This is a genomic window from Arthrobacter sp. PAMC 25486, from assembly GCF_000785535.1.
GTDB lineage: Bacteria > Actinomycetota > Actinomycetes > Actinomycetales > Micrococcaceae > Specibacter.
The window spans coordinates 2,854,110-2,872,753 of the sequence record NZ_CP007595.1; the positions used below are offsets into that span (position 1 = coordinate 2,854,110).

18 protein-coding genes and 2 tRNA genes are annotated in these 18,644 nt (G+C 57.0%); 13 read left to right on the plus strand and 7 right to left on the minus strand.

Translation table 11 applies throughout. The annotated features are described in order from the left end of the window. Window positions 1-23: 23 nt before the first annotated feature. The 6 genes from rsmG to rpmH all read right to left on the minus strand — a co-directional run bounded on the left by rsmG (window position 24) and on the right by rpmH (window position 3,287). Entirely contained in the window at window positions 24-662 is a 639-nt protein-coding gene (gene rsmG, locus art_RS13080; RefSeq protein ID WP_038465491.1) for a 16S rRNA (guanine(527)-N(7))-methyltransferase RsmG, read from the minus strand. Between the two features lie 83 nt (window positions 663-745). Continuing rightward, window positions 746-1,294 carry a R3H domain-containing nucleic acid-binding protein gene (locus art_RS13085; protein ID WP_038465492.1) on the minus strand — a complete coding sequence of 183 codons (549 nt, stop codon included), beginning with the start codon at window positions 1,292-1,294 and terminating at the stop codon, window positions 746-748. Further along, the gene (gene yidC, locus art_RS13090) at window positions 1,294-2,259 is read right to left on the minus strand and encodes a membrane protein insertase YidC (protein ID WP_038465494.1); all 966 of its coding nucleotides are present in this window, start codon (window positions 2,257-2,259) and stop codon (window positions 1,294-1,296) included. The genes art_RS13085 and yidC overlap by 1 nt, the downstream gene beginning before the upstream one ends. A gap of 18 nt (window positions 2,260-2,277) precedes the next feature. Continuing rightward, window positions 2,278-2,673 carry a membrane protein insertion efficiency factor YidD gene (gene yidD / locus art_RS21715; RefSeq protein WP_082000279.1) on the minus strand — a complete coding sequence of 132 codons (396 nt, stop codon included), beginning with the start codon at window positions 2,671-2,673 and terminating at the stop codon, window positions 2,278-2,280. Continuing rightward, window positions 2,670-3,095: a ribonuclease P protein component gene (gene rnpA / locus art_RS21720; protein ID WP_082000280.1), complete on the minus strand. Its 426-nt coding sequence runs from the start codon at window positions 3,093-3,095 to the stop codon at window positions 2,670-2,672. Before rnpA ends, yidD begins: the two co-directional genes overlap by 4 nt. A gap of 54 nt (window positions 3,096-3,149) precedes the next feature. Beyond that, entirely contained in the window at window positions 3,150-3,287 is a 138-nt protein-coding gene (gene rpmH, locus art_RS21725) for a 50S ribosomal protein L34 (protein ID WP_044569795.1), read from the minus strand. Between the two features lie 565 nt (window positions 3,288-3,852). Between rpmH and dnaA the strand changes: the two genes are divergently transcribed. From dnaA to art_RS13145, 12 genes are all read left to right on the plus strand, one after another. Next, window positions 3,853-5,289 (plus strand): chromosomal replication initiator protein DnaA, encoded by a 1,437-nt coding sequence (gene dnaA / locus art_RS13095; RefSeq protein WP_038465496.1) that lies wholly within the window; start codon window positions 3,853-3,855, stop codon window positions 5,287-5,289. A 453-nt stretch (window positions 5,290-5,742) separates the two neighbouring features. Continuing rightward, entirely contained in the window at window positions 5,743-6,867 is a 1,125-nt protein-coding gene (gene dnaN / locus art_RS13100; RefSeq protein ID WP_038465498.1) for a DNA polymerase III subunit beta, read from the plus strand. A gap of 57 nt (window positions 6,868-6,924) precedes the next feature. Beyond that, window positions 6,925-7,812, plus strand: coding sequence for a phosphogluconate dehydrogenase (NAD(+)-dependent, decarboxylating) (gnd, locus tag art_RS13105; protein WP_038465500.1), 888 nt, complete (start codon window positions 6,925-6,927; stop codon window positions 7,810-7,812). Window positions 7,813-7,833: 21 nt separating this feature from the next. Next, window positions 7,834-9,075 (plus strand): DNA replication/repair protein RecF, encoded by a 1,242-nt coding sequence (gene recF / locus art_RS13110; RefSeq protein WP_038465502.1) that lies wholly within the window; start codon window positions 7,834-7,836, stop codon window positions 9,073-9,075. A 31-nt stretch (window positions 9,076-9,106) separates the two neighbouring features. Continuing rightward, complete coding sequence (locus art_RS13115) at window positions 9,107-9,658, plus strand: DUF721 domain-containing protein (protein WP_052136510.1); 552 nt, start codon at window positions 9,107-9,109, stop codon at window positions 9,656-9,658. A gap of 383 nt (window positions 9,659-10,041) precedes the next feature. Then, window positions 10,042-12,078 carry a DNA topoisomerase (ATP-hydrolyzing) subunit B gene (gene gyrB, locus art_RS13120; protein ID WP_052136968.1) on the plus strand — a complete coding sequence of 679 codons (2,037 nt, stop codon included), beginning with the start codon at window positions 10,042-10,044 and terminating at the stop codon, window positions 12,076-12,078. A 70-nt stretch (window positions 12,079-12,148) separates the two neighbouring features. Then, window positions 12,149-14,794, plus strand: coding sequence for a DNA gyrase subunit A (gyrA, locus tag art_RS13125; protein WP_038465506.1), 2,646 nt, complete (start codon window positions 12,149-12,151; stop codon window positions 14,792-14,794). Continuing rightward, entirely contained in the window at window positions 14,791-15,372 is a 582-nt protein-coding gene (locus art_RS13130) for a DUF3566 domain-containing protein (RefSeq protein ID WP_052136514.1), read from the plus strand. The genes gyrA and art_RS13130 overlap by 4 nt, the downstream gene beginning before the upstream one ends. A 118-nt stretch (window positions 15,373-15,490) precedes the next feature. Next, window positions 15,491-15,564, plus strand: a tRNA-Ile gene (locus art_RS13135). 36 nt (window positions 15,565-15,600) lie between these two features. Further along, window positions 15,601-15,720: a DLW-39 family protein gene (locus art_RS22680; protein WP_216699535.1), complete on the plus strand. Its 120-nt coding sequence runs from the start codon at window positions 15,601-15,603 to the stop codon at window positions 15,718-15,720. A gap of 40 nt (window positions 15,721-15,760) precedes the next feature. Next, window positions 15,761-15,836, plus strand: a tRNA-Ala gene (locus tag art_RS13140). A gap of 182 nt (window positions 15,837-16,018) precedes the next feature. Beyond that, window positions 16,019-16,900 (plus strand): DMT family transporter, encoded by an 882-nt coding sequence (locus tag art_RS13145; RefSeq protein WP_038465510.1) that lies wholly within the window; start codon window positions 16,019-16,021, stop codon window positions 16,898-16,900. 63 nt (window positions 16,901-16,963) lie between these two features. Here art_RS13145 and art_RS13150 read toward each other — a convergent pair whose 3' ends face one another. Beyond that, window positions 16,964-17,983 (minus strand): hypothetical protein, encoded by a 1,020-nt coding sequence (locus art_RS13150; protein WP_157875260.1) that lies wholly within the window; start codon window positions 17,981-17,983, stop codon window positions 16,964-16,966. A gap of 110 nt (window positions 17,984-18,093) precedes the next feature. On the opposite strand from art_RS13150, the gene art_RS13155 reads away from it, so the two are divergent. Further along, window positions 18,094-18,636 carry a peptidylprolyl isomerase gene (locus tag art_RS13155; protein ID WP_038465514.1) on the plus strand — a complete coding sequence of 181 codons (543 nt, stop codon included), beginning with the start codon at window positions 18,094-18,096 and terminating at the stop codon, window positions 18,634-18,636. Window positions 18,637-18,644 lie beyond the last annotated feature (8 nt).

Consider the following 18,644-nt stretch of genomic DNA (forward strand, 5'->3'; position numbering starts at 1 on the left):
GTTCCAACCCACAGCACTGGGGATCAGCGCCGCTTCACCTTCACCCGCACTACAGTTGTGGGTTCTTCCAGGATGTCCTGGCCGGCCACAACCACCTCAGTGTGGACACCGCCAAGCTTCTTGAGGACCTTGGCAGCCTTGGTAATTTCTTCTTCCGCACTCTTGCCCTTGATGGCCAGCAGCTCTCCTTCGCCACCCAGCAACGGGATGGTCAGCGGCGCAAGCGTATTCAGTGCCGAGACTGCCCTGGCGGTCACGACGGAGCACTCCACTTTGCCAATGGCCGCCTCCGCACGGGACCGAATGATTTCAACATTGGAAAGGCCCAAGTCCATGACGACCTCTTCTAGCCAAATGACGCGGCGTTCCAGTGGCTCAATCAGGGTCAGGTACAGGTCCGGACGGGCAATCGCCAGACACAGGCCTGGAAGACCGGCGCCGCTGCCCACATCGGCAACCTTGACTCCGTCGTCAATCAATTCCGCCACTACGGCACAGTTCAGAACGTGCCGGCTCCACAGGCGGGGCACTTCCCGTGGACCAATTAGTCCGCGCTCAATCCCCGATGTCGCCAGGTGCTCCACATAGCGCTTGGCAAGATCAAGGCGATCGCCAAAAATACGCTCAGCAGCAACGGCTTCTTGTGCAGTAAGTTCCACCACGTTTATGTCCTCTTAAGTCTGATCCCGGCCACTTCCCTGAGGTAGTGGCCGGGACCATTTTGAATCCTTGAATACACTGCGCTTTAGTGCGCAGCGCTCACTACAATGTGACGCTTGGCGCCTTCGCCTTCGGACTCCGATTCAAGACCAAGCTCAGCAATGGCATCATGAACGATCTTTCGTTCGTAGGCGCCCATCGGGTCCAGGGCAACGGACTCCGCCCCGGCCTTGATCTCCGCCGCCGCATCATTGGCGATCTGTGCCAGTTCAACATTCCGGCGCTCACGGTATCCGGAGATATCCAAGACCAGGCGTGAGCGAGACTCGGTGGCCGACAAAACACTCAAGCGGGTCAGTTCCTGAAGTGCATCCAACACTTCACCATCCTGGCCTACGAGGCTCGTCAGGGGTTCTGATTCCTCATCGGCAACGATGGAGATGTATGTGCGGCCATTGCGGACCTCGATGTCGATATCGCCATCGATATCGGCAATGTCCAAAAGCTCTTCAAGATAGTCGGCGGCAATGTCGCCTTCTTCCTCGAGGCGGCTAACTCCGGTGTTCTCTGTGGCCGTTGCTTCCTCAGCGACAAGCTGTGTTTCCTCAGGGACAAGCTGCATTTCTTCAGGCATTATTTCTTCTTCCTGTTCTTGCGTTGTGGCTGGTTCCGCTGGCCCTTCGGCTCAGGAATTTCCTCGATCGCTTCTTCTTCAACCTTCTTCTTGGAAGCACCCAACAGCGGCAGGCCCTTGGCCTCGCGACGCTTCTGGTATTCCTTGTACGCAGGCGAGCCGGGAGTCGGCATGCGGCGAATTACGAAGAACTGCTGACCCATGGTCCACAGGTTGGTGGTGGTCCAGTAGATGAGAACACCGATGGGGAAGTTCACGCCACCGATACCGAACACAAGCGGCAGTACATAAAGCATCATCTTCTGCTGCTTCATGAAGGGGCCCTGCATCGCTTCTTCAGACATGTTCTTGGACATGATCTGCTTCTGCGTGATGAACTGCGAGGCGATCATGGCAAGAATCATGACGATCGAGAGCGCCGCAATGGCGAAGGTCAGATTGCCGCCCTGGAAGGAAGGCAGCAGGGCGTCGGAGAGGCGGGCCCCGAAGATGGTGGCCTCGTCGAACTGCACCACCTCCGCATGGGTCAGTGCACCAATACCCTGGTTTGAGGCGTTGGCCTTGGCCACACCGGAAAGCACCTGGAACAGGGAGAAGAAGAACGGCATCTGAATCAGCATGGGCAGGCATGCAGAGAACGGGTTGGTGCCATGTTCCTTGTACAGGGCCATCTGTTCCTGCCCCATGGCCTGGCGGGACAGCTGGTCAGTCTTGCCCTTGTACTTGGCCTGCAGCTTCTTCATGTCCGGCTGCAGTGCCTGCATCCCGCGCTGGGCCTTGATCTGCTTGACGAAGACAGGAATCAATGCCGCACGAATCACCAGTACCAGGCCAATGATGGACAGTGTCCATGTGACACCTGAAGCACCGTCCATCCCCAGGAAGGTCAGGCCATCATGGAACTGCACCATGATCCACGAGACGACCCATTTGAAGGGGAACAGAATTGTATTGAAGAAGCCCATATTTCTTTATCTATCTCCTCAAGCCGCGTTGCGACTTTGCGTTTCCTGTTGTTTAGCCAGAAATACATCCGGGTGGTTCAGCTGGACAATGAGGGGCACCGTGTCAGGGTCATCCCAATCAATAGTGGCCGGCGAAGGCACCGGATCCAAGCCGCCTGCGCTCCAAGGGTGGCAACGGACTACTCGTCGGGCAGCGAACCAGCTGCCTTTGATGGCACCGTGAACGGTCACGGCTTCCAGGGCGTACGCCGAACATGACGGAAAAAACCGGCACACCTGCCCATAAATGGGTGAGACGACGCGCCGGTACAGTTTCAGAATAATAATAAGAATGTTGCGGGGAAGGTGCCATAGGAAGAGTACGACGTCGGCCACCCACTGGGGTGCCCGACGCTGAGTTTGTGATGTGCTCACAAAACTTCTCCTCCTTTTGGCCCGTTCACCTTATTCACTGCAGGTGCTGGTGCCGCCGGCAAAGAAGCTCCCGACTTCCCCTGCAATCGGGAAAAAGCGGAAGAGCAGGCTTTGCGATAATCCGCGACCAGCTCACTGAAAGAGGCAGCAGCAGAAACGGGCAGTGCCCGCACCACTACATTGACTCCGTAAGGATGCTGCCGAACAGTCTCGACAACTATTTCCCTCAGTCTCCTCTTAACGAGGTTGCGAGTCACAGCGTTCCCGACGGTCTTCGACACGATGAACCCGATTTGGCTGGGTGAGTCGGCAGAAGTGAACACCATATATAACACTAAGTTCCGGCGTCCATTGCGGACGCCGGAACGTACAGTATGTGAGAAGTTGGCGGAAGTCCGCATTCTATTCTTGGTGGCTAGCACCTGCGATCAACTGCTACTTCACTAAGGCTCGACTAGACGTCAAGCAGTTATTGTTTAGGCCGACAGCTCTACGCGACCCTTGGTGCGGCGGGCTGCCAAAATGGCGCGGCCAGCGCGGGTGCGCATACGAAGGCGGAAGCCGTGCTTCTTGGCACGACGGCGGTTGTTCGGCTGAAAAGTCCGCTTGCTCACGGTAGTTACTCCAAGACAATCAAAGATGCGCCTTGCCCGTAGCTAACAGGTAAGAAAGGGGTCGACGCTAAGTATATGGATGCCTGCTCGTTTCGCTCCCTAATTACAGGGGGCGTGCGCAAGAGCGCAAAACAGACACATGGGACTTCACAACGTTAGGTCATCCAGCCCCGTCCAGTCAAACGCCATACTGCCGGAACAGCAGCTGGGGGGCCTGGTCTTCATCCATTTTGTCCTCACAGGGCCGGTTCAGCCCCATCCAGGCGTTGTGCACAGCTGTGCACAAGTCCGTGGACAAGATCTGTGGATGGACACCAAAAACACCCATCCTTGTGACATTTATCCACAAGCACTTTCTCTCGCTATCTTCTAGGCTTTTCATCCTCTAGGCTAGGCGCGTAGCTAGTTATCCACGGATGTGCATAACTCTGTGGATTACTTTGATTCAACGGTTGACAGGGCGAAGAAAGTGGCGCTTTGCCTGCTGTAACCGAAATCACGTCTGGTAGGCGTGCACCCAATGAACATTTCCGCAGATTCTGCGGGAGTAAGGATGGAACGATCAATGAGCACTGAGGACATCAATGACGTTGGCAGTTCCTGGCGACGCGTCATCAGGATTCTGGAACAAGATGAGCGGGTTTCCCCCAGACAGCGCGGATTCGTTGTTCTAACCCAGCCCCAGGGCTTGATCGGCAATACCTTGTTGGTGGCTGTTCCCAACGAGCTCACGCGCGAAGTTTTGCAGACACAGCTCCACACGGCCCTCAGTGACGCCCTTGCCCAAGTATTTCCGGAAGAAATCGGCTGCGCCTTCAGCGTCAACGCCGATCTTGTGCCTCCGGTCAAGGAAGAAGAGGCGGCACCGGCCGCGGTAGTCCTTCCAAGTGAGAAGAACAGCGCCCCCGAACATGTGGGACCGGCCACCAAACCTTCGCCGATGTTGCCCAGCACTTCTCAGGAGTTCGGCCGGCTCAATCCCAAGTATGTTTTTGATTCATTTGTGATTGGTTCGTCCAACCGTTTCGCGCACGCTGCAGCTGTCGCAGTGGCTGAAGCACCGGCCAAGGCCTACAACCCGTTGTTCATTTATGGTGATTCCGGTTTGGGCAAGACCCACCTGCTTCATGCCATCGGACACTATGCACGCCGACTCTATACCGGTATCCGGGTGCGTTACGTGAGTTCTGAGGAGTTCACCAACGACTTCATCAACTCCATTAGGGACGATGAAGGTGCCAGCTTTAAGCAGCTGTACCGCAACGTTGACATCCTGCTCATTGATGACATCCAGTTTCTTGCAAACAAGGAAGCCACCCAGGAAGAGTTCTTCCACACCTTCAATGCCTTGCACAACAACAACAAGCAGGTAGTGATCACCTCCGACCTGCCGCCCAAGCGCCTCCAGGGGTTTGAAGAGCGCATGCGGTCACGGTTTGAATGGGGCCTGCTCACCGATGTGCAGCCGCCCGAGCTTGAAACGCGCATTGCGATTCTGCGTAAAAAAGCCATTGGTGAAGGTCTTTCAGCCCCTGACGACGCACTTGAGTACATTGCCTCCAAGATTTCCACGAACATTCGAGAGCTTGAAGGCGCCCTGATTCGTGTCACAGCCTTCGCCAGTCTGAACCGCCAGCCGGTGGATGTTGGTTTGGCTGAAATGGTGTTGAAGGATCTCATCACCGACGACGGCGCCCAAGAGATCACCTCGACAGCGATCCTGGGACAGACCGCTGCTTACTTCAACATCTCCCTTGAGGAACTGTGCAGCAAGTCCCGCACCCGGACTTTGGTCACTGCTCGGCAGATCGCCATGTACTTGTGCCGTGAACTCACTGACATGTCCCTGCCGAAGATCGGACAGGAATTTGGCGGACGCGACCATACAACTGTCATCCATGCTGATCGTAAAATTCGTGAGCTCATGGCCGAGCGTCGCGCCATCTACAACCAGGTGACGGAACTAACCAACAAGATCAAGCAACAGCAGCGCGAGGCTTGAGCCGCGCAGCGGCGAATTTAAAAAGAAATTAACAGGTGTGGATAACCCTGTGGATGACCGGTGCACAACATCACTAGTCTGCGGATAACTACACGCCAACCTGTGGATCATTAAAACGGCCGGAAAAGTTCTCCACCCATCCTCACAGCCTCAAGCGGTGGATCCTCACACACTGTGCACAGACAAATTTAGCCGTGGTGCAGGCCGAGAGGCACTTATCCACAGTATCCACAGGACTTATTAACACTACGAACTACAGATTCATTCGTTTCAAAGAACATTTACCTTCCCTTGTTCACCGAGCCTGACCAACTCCAAAGCGATACCCAAATCCCCTGCCCAAGGGGCTAAGCTGGCTGCAAGCATGTAATGTCATCTCTGCCCACGGCCTCCATGGAAGTTGGGCAAAATCAGCACGATACTTTTTCGCACCATGAAAGGCGGCACCCTTCCGTGAAGTTCCGAGTCGAACGGGATGTTCTGACCGAAGCAGTCAGCTGGGCCGCACGTTCCCTGTCACCACGCCCACCTGTTCCAGTGCTTTCAGGGTTGTTGTTGAAGGCAGAAGCCGGAACGTTGAGCCTGGCCAGTTTCGACTACGAAATTTCAGCGCGCCTGCAAATTCCTGCCGATATTTCCGAAGAGGGCACCATTTTGGTCTCGGGCCGGTTGCTTGCGGACATTTGCCGCAGTCTCCCTGCCGCACCTGTTGATGTTGAAACCGACGGCAGCAAGGTCACATTGACCTGCCGCAGCAGCCGTTTTCATTTGTCAACGATGCCTGTCAGCGACTATCCGGAACTCCCCGCACTGCCTGACATCAGTGGAACCGTCGACGGCGAAGCCTTTGCACAGGCTGTTTCCCAGGTCATCATTGCCTCGAGCAAGGACGACACTCTGCCCGTTCTCACGGGCGTAAAAATGGAGATTGAAGGCGACCTCATTACTTTGCTGGCGACCGACCGCTACCGGCTGGCGCTTCGCGAAATTCGTTGGAATCCCTCAACACCGAACATCTCAGCAGGTGCCCTGGTCAAGGCCAAAACACTGAGCGAAGTCGCCAAGACACTGGGCAGTTCAGGAAACATCAACATTGCCTTGTCCGACAACAGCGAACTCATTGGTTTTGAAAGCGGTGGACGCCGCACCACCTCATTGTTGGTCGATGGCGACTACCCCAAGATCCGCTCGCTGTTCCCGGATACCACACCCATCCATGCCACGGTTGAAACCAGTGCGCTTGCAGAAGCGGTTCGCCGTGTATCACTCGTGGCCGAACGCAACACTCCGGTCCGGCTGATCTTCACCGATGGACAGCTGACCTTGGATGCCGGAACCGGCGAAGACGCGCAGGCCTCTGAAAACCTGGAAGCCGCCCTGGTTGGCGATGAAATAACCGTCGCCTTCAATCCGCATTACTTGAGCGAAGGGCTTAGCGCCTTTGACAGCAAGTACGTCAGGTTCTCCTTCACCTCCGCACCAAAGCCTGCAATGCTCAGTGCCCAGGACGAGATCGACAGCGAACGCCGCGACGAATACCGTTACCTGGTCATGCCGGTAAGGCTGCCCAATCAGTAATTGACAGCCATTATTTGATTCCCTCCAGTCTCCAACCCAGGAAAGAGAGCTATCACCTTGCATATCGGACTCGTTGGACTTGGAAAAATGGGATTCAACATGAGGGCGCGTTTGCGTGCGGCGAGCATTGACGTCACAGGCTTTGACCGAAACCCCGACGTCACCGACGTGCCCTCACTGACTGAATTGGTTGCGGCTGTTCCTGCGCCCAGACTGATCTGGGTCATGGTTCCCTCAGGTGACATCACCACTTCCGTCATAGACGAACTTTCGCAGCTGCTGGAACCTGGGGACCTTCTGGTAGATGGCGGAAACTCGCGTTTCACTGAAGATCAAAAACACGGCGAGATGTTGGCTGCGAAGAACATCGGCTTTATGGATGTTGGTGTTTCAGGTGGTGTTTGGGGCCTGGAAAATGGTTATGGGCTTATGGCCGGCGGCGCCAAGGAAGACATCGAGCGTGCTCTTCCTGTCCTAGACGCCCTCCGTCCTGAGGGTGAACGGGCCGACAGTTTTGTTCACGTTGGCGGTATTGGTGCGGGCCACTACGCGAAAATGGTGCACAACGGCATCGAATACGGTTTGATGCAGGCCTACGCCGAAGGCTATGAACTTCTTGCCAAGAAGGAAATCATCGAGGATTTGCCAGGAACTTTCCGCGCCTGGCAAAAGGGAACGGTTGTTCGTTCCTGGCTGCTTGATCTGATGGTCAAGGCACTGGATGAGGATCCAGGTTTGGAATCAATTGACGATTACGTTGAAGATTCAGGTGAAGGTCGCTGGACTGTGGAAGAGGCCATCGCCAATGCAGTCCCTGCGCCGGCCATCACGGCAGCCCTTTTTGCCAGGTTCTCATCCCGTGAGGACAATTCCCCAGCCATGAAAATGGTTTCGGCACTGCGCCACCAATTTGGTGGACACGCCACAAAACCCGCGGGTTCCTAGCAGTGGAAAAAGTTCGACTCCATGTATCTTGAACACCTTTCGCTGACCGATTTTCGCAGCTATGCCCAAGTTGACCTGACGCTCACCCCCGGCGTCACGGTGCTTGTTGGTTCAAACGGGTTGGGTAAAACCAATCTGGTGGAAGCCATCGGCTACCTCTCCACGCTTTCCTCCCACCGGGTCAGCAACGACGGCCCTCTCCTGCGATTTGGCACCGAGCGGGCACTTGTCCGGGCGCAGCTCGTCCGGGGCGGACAAAAGGTCATGGTCGAAGTGGAAATCAACGCCACCCGTGCCAACCGTGCCCGCATCAATCGTGCGAATCCGGTCCGGGCACGAGACATTTTGGGCATTTGCCGTACGGTGCTGTTTGCGCCCGAAGACTTGGCGCTCGTCAAGGGTGACCCTGGGAACCGTCGTCGTTTTTTGGATGACTTGTTGGTGGTCCTGCTACCCAAGCATGCCGGCACGCGCAGCGATTATGACCGCGTCCTCAAACAGCGCAATGCCTTGTTGAAATCCGCACGGTCTCAACATTTCTCCCGCTCCGGCGTCTCCGAATCCCATTTGTCCACCCTTGATGTGTGGGACGAACACCTTGCCATTGTGGCCGCGACCCTGCTGGAAGCACGCCTGGAACTGCTCAACCGGCTGCGCCCGCACATGGCCGAGGCCTATGCCCAGTTGACAGACGGTTCAAAACTTTTGCACGCAATTTACCGCAGCAGTTTAAATGATCCGCAGAAGCACGACGGCGCATCCCCCGACATGGACGGCTCCCCGGAGGTTGGGGTGCCAGCAAAAATTGAAGAAGGGGAAGACCTTTCGCTGTGCACGGTGGAGGTACTCACCGCGAAGTACCGGGCAGAGCTGCTGGCTTCGAGGACGCGCGAACTTGAACGCGGCATGTCCCTGGTCGGTCCCCACAGGGATGAACTGGATTTGTTATTGGGCCAGGCACCGGCCCGCGGCTATGCCTCGCATGGTGAGTCGTGGTCCATTGCTTTGGCCTTGCGGCTGGCATCCTTCCATGTCCTTGATGAGGACAAGCATGTTGCCGGGAACCAGCCGATCCTCATCCTTGATGATGTGTTTGCCGAATTGGATGCTCAACGCCGCACGAAGCTTGCCGGGATGGTCACTGCGGCCGAACAGGTGTTGGTGACAGCAGCCGTGGGTGAGGACATTCCTGCCGAATTGGCCGGGGCAACCGTGCAGGTGGTTCCCGGCGGAGTCGTTCTGGCTGAAGTTCCAGATGAATAAGTCACTACCCGGCTCAAATCCTCACGATCCCATGGGGAAAAAACGCAGTCAACAAGCTGCAGCTAGTGATCACACCACCGAAGTGGACGCCGCCCAAGAGGCTCTGAACCGCATGCGCACCATCGCCAAAAGCCGTGGGGAATTGCGGATTTCGCGCAACCGGTTGGGTGAAAAAGCAACACCCAAGAACAAGCGGAAACCGTTTCTCGACGCAAAGTACGGTGGCGGACGTGATCCCCAGGGCCTGGGAAATGTTGTCAGCCGACTCGTGTCCGACAGGGGTTGGAGCTCGCCCTTGGCGGTTGGCTCGGTGATGGCCCAATGGGATGACTTGGTGGGGCCCGATATTGCTGCCCACTGCCAGCCCGAAAGTTTTGAGGTGACGACCCTTCACATCAGATGTGATTCAACGAGCTGGGCCACCCAATTGCGTCTGCTCTCGTCATCTTTGCTGGCCAAATTCGATGAAGCCCTCGGCCGAGGTGTGGTCACAAAGATCATGGTCCTGGGGCCCACTGCTCCCAGCTGGCGCAAGGGTTTTCGCAACGTCAAGGGACGCGGTCCGCGCGACACCTACGGCTGAGTTCACGCCGGAGCCGAAACTGGCCAACGCGCTGCAGGGCCATTCAAACCCCTTGGGCCGTACATCTCCTTAAAGAAGCGACAACAATTGCGTCCTGAGCCGCTTTTCTCGCGTTTTAGGGCACGTTGGGGCACCATCTGAGCCTGTTACAAGGTAGAATTGGCGTATAACCGTCTCTCCGCGGCGCTGTGTCAGGTTTTTGGTTCTGTTGAGAGCGGTATTTATCTGCCTTCGAAAAGGAAACGATGCACGGTGAATGAATGTCCCGTGCCCGTTCAATTGTTGGCAATCGAGCTGAATAACCAAAGGGGTCGAACGCGCCTGTGACGACGAATAATTCGGATAGTGCCGTGAATCCAGAACCGGAAAACACGCAGACAGGCGTGGCACCGAGCACCAAAACACCTGCTGCACCAGCAAACGATGGTCACTACGATGCAAGTGACATCACTGTGCTGGAAGGACTGGAGGCTGTCCGCAAGCGCCCCGGCATGTATATCGGTTCCACGGGACCGCGCGGCCTGCACCACCTTGTCTATGAAGTGGTGGACAACTCGGTTGATGAGGCACTGGCCGGATACTGCGATCATATTGAGATCACGCTGACCGCTGAAGGCGGTGTTCGCGTTGTGGACAACGGCCGCGGCATCCCCGTGGATATGCACCCCACCGAACACAAACCCACGGTTGAAGTCGTCATGACAATCCTGCACGCCGGAGGGAAATTTGGCGGCAGCGGCTACGCGGTGTCGGGTGGCCTGCACGGCGTCGGTATTTCAGTGGTGAACGCACTCTCCCGCAAGGTTGAAACAGAAATCCGCCGCCAGGGATTTGTTTGGCGCATGTTGTTTGCTGACGGTGGTAAACCTCAGGGCACCCTGGTCAAGGGCGAGACCACGACGGAGACCGGTACCACCCAGACGTTCTACCCTGATGCAACGATTTTTGATACGGTCGATTTTGATTTTGAGACCCTGCGGGCCCGTTTCCAGCAGATGGCCTTCCTGAACAAGGGTCTGAAAATCACGCTCTCCGATGAGCGCGAAACATTGGAGGACCTCGGTGAGGATCCGGATCTGGACGCCATTCCGGAGGGCAAGGACGTTACTACCGGAAAGCGCGTAGTTGTTTACCAGTACATGGACGGACTGCTCGATTACGTCAAGCACCTGAACACTTCCAAGAAGTACGAGACCGTCCATGAGGACGTCATTGCCTTTGAAACCGAGGATTCCTCACGCAGCATGGCGGTGGAAATTGCCATGCAGTGGACTACGTCCTTCTCAGAGAGCGTCCACACCTATGCCAACACCATCAACACCCATGAGGGCGGCACGCATGAGGAAGGCTTCCGTGCGGCCATGACCTCATTGATCAACCGTTATGCGCGTGAAAAGAGCATCATCAAGGAAAAGGATGACAACCTCACAGGGGACGACATCCGTGAAGGCCTCACGGCCGTCATCTCGGTAAAGCTCTCGGAACCGCAGTTCGAAGGCCAGACCAAGACGAAGCTGGGCAACTCTGAGGTCAAGGGCTTTGTTCAGCGCGTTGTCACCGACGGACTGGGCGACTGGCTTGAACGTAACCCCGGCCCTGCCCGTGACGTCATCCGCAAGTCGATCCAGGCGTCCATGGCCCGGCTTGCAGCCCGCAAGGCGCGTGAAAGCACGCGCCGTAAGGGATTGCTGGAATCGGGCGGCATGCCCGGAAAGCTCAAGGATTGTCAGTCCAAGGACCCGGCGCTGTCGGAAATTTACATCGTGGAGGGTGACTCTGCAGGCGGCTCAGCCGTCCGCGGACGCAACCCCAATACCCAGGCGATCCTGCCGTTGCGCGGAAAGATCCTCAACGTTGAGCGCGCACGCCTGGACCGCGCCTTGGGAAATGCCGAAGTCCAAGCCATGATCACGGCGTTCGGAGCAGGCATCGGGGAAGACTTCGATGTGAACAAGGCTCGCTACCACAAGATCGTCTTGATGGCAGATGCCGACGTTGACGGCCAGCACATCACCACCTTGTTGTTGACGCTGCTGTTCCGCTACATGCGTCCGTTGATTGAAAACGGCTATGTCTACCTGGCTCAGCCTCCGCTGTACCGGATCAAGTGGTCGAACGCGCCGCACGACTACGTGTTCAGTGACAAGGAACGCGATGCTGCGCTCAAAGCCGGTGCAGCTGCCGGACGGCGCATCCCCAAGGACAACGGCATCCAGCGCTACAAGGGTCTGGGTGAAATGGACTACACCGAGCTGTGGGACACCACCATGGACCCGGCTCACCGCACCCTGCTGCAAGTCACCATGGACGACGCAGCTGAAGCCGACCAGATTTTCTCCATCCTCATGGGTGAAGACGTTGAATCACGACGCAACTTCATCCAGCAAAACGCCAAGGATGTCAGGTTCCTCGACATCTAGACCGGCACGAAACATGCCTCTCTGGAAATAGTGCGAACAAGACATATATTGGGAATGGAATATAAAGATTATGAGTGACGAAACACCGCAGAACCCAGAAGGACCCACAGTGGATGACACCAGTGCAGAGGTTCTTGAAGGGAGCCTGATGCATGACAAGGTAGAGCAGATTGATCTCCAAGAAGAGATGAAACGCTCCTACCTGGACTACGCCATGGCAGTCATCGTCGGCCGTGCACTGCCGGATGTGCGCGACGGACTCAAGCCCGTGCACCGCCGAGTCCTGTACGCCATGTTTGACGGCGGCTACCGTCCTGAGCGCTCTTTCAATAAGTGCGCCCGTGTAGTTGGCGAAGTCATGGGCCAGTACCACCCCCACGGTGACAGTTCCATTTATGACGCGCTGGTGCGCCTGATCCAGGACTGGACCATGCGTTATCCCTTGGCACTGGGGCAGGGCAACTTTGGCTCCCCCGGCAACGACGGCGCCGCTGCTCCCCGTTACACGGAAACCAAAATGGCGCCGCTTGCCATGGAAATGGTCCGGGACATTGACGAAGAGACCGTTGATTTCCAGGACAACTACGACGGCAAGAACCAAGAGCCTACGATTCTGCCGGCCCGCTACCCGAACCTCTTGGTCAACGGATCCTCGGGCATTGCCGTGGGAATGGCCACAAATATTCCCCCGCACAACCTCCGTGAAGTCTCCGAGGGCGTGCAGTGGTACCTGGCCAACCCCAATGTGGGACGAGAAGAACTTCTTGAAGCGTTGATTGAGCGCGTCAAGGGACCCGACTTCCCCACAGGCGCACAGATTCTGGGCCGCAAGGGCATTGAAGACGCCTACCGCACAGGTCGTGGATCCATCACCATGCGTGCGGTGGTCAATGTGGAAGAAATTCAGGGACGCACCTGCTTGGTAGTTACCGAACTGCCATTCCAAGCCAACCCTGACAACTTGGCCATAAAGATCGCCGATCTGGTCAAGGACGGCAAGATTTCCGGCATCGCCGACATGCGCGATGAGACCTCTGGCCGTACGGGCCAGCGTTTGGTTATTGTCCTCAAACGCGACGCCGTTGCCAAGGTTGTCCTGAACAACCTGTACAAGCACACTCAGTTGCAGGAAAATTTCAGCGCCAACATGCTTGCCATTGTTGACGGCGTTCCCCGCACCTTGCCGCTTGACGCATTCATCCGTCACTGGGTCACCCACCAGATGGACGTCATTGTTCGGCGGACCCGCTTCCGCCTGCGCAAGGCGGAGGAAGAAGCACATATTCAACGTGCGCTCCTGAAGGCCCTGAATGCTCTCGACGAAGTGATTGCCTTGATCAGGCGCTCGAGCACCACCGAAGAAGCCCGCGACGGCTTGATTCAGCTGCTCGAGATCGACGAGATCCAGGCCAAGGCCATTTTGGACATGCAGTTGCGTCGTCTAGCTGCGTTGGAACACCAGAAGATTACTGATCGTTTCAACGTGCTGGAATCCATGATCACCGAGTTCAATAGGATCCTCTCTGATCCTGAAATTCAGCGTGGCATTGTCAGCGATGAGCTGGCGGAGATTACTGCCCGCTTCGGCGATGACCGCCGGACGGAAATCATGATGGGCTACGACCCCAACATGAGCATGGAAGACCTCATTCCCGAAGAAGAAATGGTTGTCACCATCACCCGCGGCGGCTACGTCAAGCGGACACGCAGCGACAACTACCGCACCCAGCACCGCGGCGGCAAAGGTGTCAAGGGTGCGCAATTGCGTGGTGACGACGTCGTCGAGCATTTCTTTGTGACCACAACCCACCACTGGCTGCTGTTCTTCACCAACCTGGGACGTGTTTACCGGGCCAAGGCATACGAACTGGTCGAAGCCGGCCGCGACGCAAAGGGCCAGCACGTGGCCAACCTGCTCGCGTTCCAGCCTGACGAGAAGATCGCCCAGGTCATGGAGCTCAAGGACTATCAGCAGTCCCCGTACTTGGTATTGGCCACCAAGAATGGTCTGGTCAAGAAGACCTCGCTCGAGGACTACGACACGAACCGTTCGGCAGGTGTCATTGCCATCAACCTGCGCGACGGCGACGAGCTGGTTTCAGCCCAGCTGGTCTCTGACGCGGATGACCTGCTGCTGGTCTCCCGCAAGGGCCAATCGATCCGTTTCACAGCCACCAATGAGGCACTGCGCCCCATGGGACGGGCAACTTCCGGTGTGACGGGCATGAAGTTCCGTGACTTTGATGAGTTACTGTCAGCATCGGTGGTCAGCGATGAATCCTATGTGTTTATTGTCACAGAGGGTGGGTATGCAAAACGAACTGCGGTTGGGGAATACCGGCTGCAGGGTCGAGGCGGTTTGGGCATCAAGGTGGCCAAGTTGGTTGAAGACCGCGGAGATCTTATCGGAGCCTTGATCGTGCAGGAGGAAGATGAGGTCCTGGTGGTCATGGGAGGCGGCAAGGTCGTCAGGTCCAACGTCTCCGAGGTGCCGGCCAAGGGGCGCGACACCATGGGTGTCATCTTCGCCAAGCCGGACAAGAACGACCGCATCATTGGCATAGCACGCAACACCGAACGTGGCCTCGAAGAAGACGAGGAATTCGATGAAGACGTGGAAGCGCCAGCATCAGCTGCGGGTGAGCTAGAAAGCGGCCAGCAGAATGATGAAGTACCTTTAAAAGGTAATGACGGAATAACTGGAGGTACCGATTGAGCACCAATAAGCCGATTCCGCGGCCTGGTTCAGCACCAAAAGTAGGTGCCCCTGCCCGGCCGCCTCAGCGTCCAGCCGGCGCAGCCAAGCCCGTAGGGACCCCAGGCGTAACGCGTCCAGCGGCCCCCGGCGCACAGCGTCCGGCAGCAACGGCCCTGGCATCCAAGCCCAAAGCCCCTCCGACGTTGGTCAAGCCTGCCCCGAAGGCCAAGGCCCGGCGTGCACGGCTGCTCGTCAGCAAGATCGACCCATGGTCGGTGCTGAAGATGGCCTTCCTGCTGTCGGTGGCACTCGGCATCATCACCGTGGTGGCAACGATCGTATTGTGGTCGGTACTGGACACCATGGGCTTGTTCGACAAGGTCAATGAGTTCATCAACGAGATCCAGGGCCAGGAAGCCGGTACGCCTTTTGACCTGCTGAGCTTTGCTTCCTTGGGCCAGGTTGCCTCCTTCTCGACCATCGTCGCCGTCGTCAATGTTGTGTTGTTGACAACACTTTCGGTCCTGTCGGCCTGGCTGTACAACATTTCCTCCACCCTGGTGGGCGGAATTGGTGTCACCCTGACTGACGATTAGCAGTAAATCCTGCAAAAATCCTTGAATTGGCGGGTCTGAAACTCTTTTGGACCCGCCGATTTTGGGTTTTGGGAAGCTGTGCGGTAAAGTTTTATCTCGGCCCGTTGAGGGTCGGTGAGGGCGTATAGCTCAGGCGGTTAGAGCGCTTCGCTGATAACGAAGAGGTCCCTGGTTCAAGTCCAGGTACGCCCACGGAACCTAAAGGTTCTTGGTCAAGGATGGTGTGTAGTGAAGAAGTTGTTGATAGTCGTCACAGCTTTGGGTGCTGCAGTATTTTTGAACAAGAAGTGGCAGGAATCCAAAGTTGTGAAGACAACATGGAGCAAGGCAACTGATTCAGTAGGTTGAATTATTTGGACTTGGTTCATATATACTGAATCAGCCTCATGGGGGCATGGCGCAATTGGTAGCGCACCTGCTTTGCAAGCAGGGGGTTCGGGGTTCGAGTCCCCGTGCCTCCACCATGGGAAACAACCTCGGTCTTCGGACCGGGGTTGTTTTGTTTAACCCACACTGCGTTTCAAACTGGCACTGACTTCAAACCCCCACTGCCTTTCAAACCCCCACTGCCTTCAGAGGCTCAACCGCACACGGGTGCCTCCACCTGCAGGTAAGCAGCAATCCGGGCGTGGCCTAGGCTTGAACGGTGATATTTCTTCTGGCCGTTGTGGGCATTCTGGGCGTTTCAGCATCCGGCCCCATCATGGCAGCGACCCTGGCCCCACCTCTGACAATTGCCTTATGGCGCAACGTGTTTGGAGCCATTGCGCTGGGAACGCCGGCACTTCTGAAGAACCACCGTCAGTTCACCTCGCTGAGACGGTCGGAACTGAAACACATCGTCATTGCGGCCACAGCCCTGGCCCTCCACTTCGCCTGCTTTGTCACGTCGGTCAAATTGACCAGTGTTGCGGCGGCAACGGCCCTGGTCTGCCTGCAGGCGGCCTGGATTGCGCTGTATCAGTGGATCAGGGGGAACAAGCCGGCAAGACCGGTCCTGCTGGGTCTTGGCACGGCGCTCGTCGGCGTTGTGGTCATTACCGGCTTTGACATGGGAGTCTCCCGTGAAGCGCTGCTGGGTGACCTGCTCGCGGTGGCTGGAGGGGCTCTGGCGGCCGTTTACACGCTGGCCGGTGCCAAAGCCCGTAAAACGCTCTCAACGAGCGTGTACTCGAGTCTCTGCTACAGCTTGTGTTCGGTTATATTGCTGGCCATGTGTTTCATCTTTGGGCAACCCCTAGTCAACATCCCGGTTGAAGCCTGGTGGGGCATTCTGGCGGTGACGGTGGCGGCGCAGCTGTTTGGCCATACGATCTTCAACTATCTACTGGCAACCATCTCACCACTTGTTGTCTCCATGATGATCCTGGTGGAGATTCCAGGAGCAGCGCTCCTTGCCGGGATTTTCCTTAACCAGGAACTGCCGGCCGGCACCTACTTTGGGCTCGGCTTGATCCTCGCCGGTCTGGCCATCGTGATTTTGCGTCAGGGACGAAGCGGGTTGAAAATCTCACGTCGGAAGAAATAAGGCCTGACTAAACGCAGCAGGGCCGGGATCCTCTCGGATCCCGGCCCTGTCCCGACTGTTTAGTTACTGTTTAGGAGCCTTTGGCTTCGGCTTGGCGGCTGCGTCCTTGACTGCCTCCGCGACGTCCTCGGCTTTATCCTTGGCCTCATCCACCACATCGCCCGCGGTTTCAGCAGCAGCCACTGCGGTTTCCTTGGCTTGTTCTGCCACGTCGACAACCTTTTCAGCAGCCGCACTTGCGGCGTCCTTCACTTTCTCTTCCACAGTGTCGGCGAGCTCGGCCGCCTGCTTGAGTGCGCCGTCGTCCGCGGGAACGGGAACGGGAACGTGGGACGGCGTGGCCGGAACAACGGGGGCAGGAGTCTTCCAAGGGTCTTCAACGGGCTTGGACGCCTTCCAGGCGGCGACACCGGCTGCGCTGGCCGCGGCGATGATGCCGACCACAAGCCAACCCTTGCCGGACTTCTTTTCCTTCTTGGCAGCCTTTTGGAGTTCATCGGCCAGCTTCTTGGCGGCCTCCTTGGCGGCCTTCTCAGCCTTGGCGATGGCCTTCTTGTTGCCGGTCAGTTTGGCAGCGGCCAACTCCACCTGCTGGGAAACCTTGGACTTCTCCAACGCAACCTCAACGGCATGGGCGGCATTGCCCAACTTTTCCGAAACCAGTGGAATGAAATCGTCAACCACCTTGTCCTTGGCCGTGGTGATTGCCGGGCCGGTCTTGGTCATCACCTCCTGGATGTGGGGTGTGGCTTCATCAACGACATCGGAAATCTTTGGTGCCAACTTTTCAAGGCCTTCCTGGAGTTTTGGGGTTACGGCAGCGACGCCGTCGGCTGTGTACTGGGCAGCTTTGCGAATGCCATCCTGAACCATGGGCGAGGCCTGTTCGAGGCCCTTCTCAATGCGGGGGACGGCCCAGCCAAGTGCGGCTTCCACACGGGGAACAGTCCAGTCCTTTGCGTGTTCCATGCGGGGAGCGACCCAATCCACCGCGCTGTCAACGCCGGTGTTGAGTGAATCTTCCAAACCTCGGGCAATGCGGTCAACCTTCTTCACAATTCCTCCAGATGTCAGCAGTTTCATGTTTTAGCCTACGTCTACAAGTGCACTGTTGCTATCCCGTGGCAGTTCGCCGGACGCGGAATGGCCTGTGTTGTCAGAAAACTCCCACGTAGTCATGGCAGAATATCGCCATGACTGCTATCCCAACCGCAAAAGCAACTATCAGCACCAGCCTTGGCGACATCGTGGTGAACCTCTTCGGAAACCACGCTCCCAAGACAGTGGCCAACTTCGTGGGCCTGGCAACCGGCACCATCGAGTGGACCCACCCGGCCACAGGTGAAAAGACCAACGCCCCGTTGTACAACGGCACCATCTTCCACCGCATCATCAAGGACTTCATGATCCAGGCTGGCGACCCCTTGGGCCGTGGCATTGGCGGCCCCGGCTTCCAATTTGACGATGAAATCAGCCCTGACCTGAACTTCAACGAGCCCTACAAATTTGCCATGGCAAATGCCGGCATCCAGGGCGGCCGCGGCACCAACGGTTCACAGTTCTTCATCACCACCGTGAACACCAGCTGGCTGCAGGGCAAGCACTCCATCTTCGGCGATGTCACCGATGAGGCCTCACGCGCGGTTGTCGACGCCATTGAAGGCGTTGCAACCGGTGCAGGCGACAAGCCCCGCGAAGACGTTGTCATCAACTCCGTCACCGTTGAGCAGCTCTAAGCAATCGA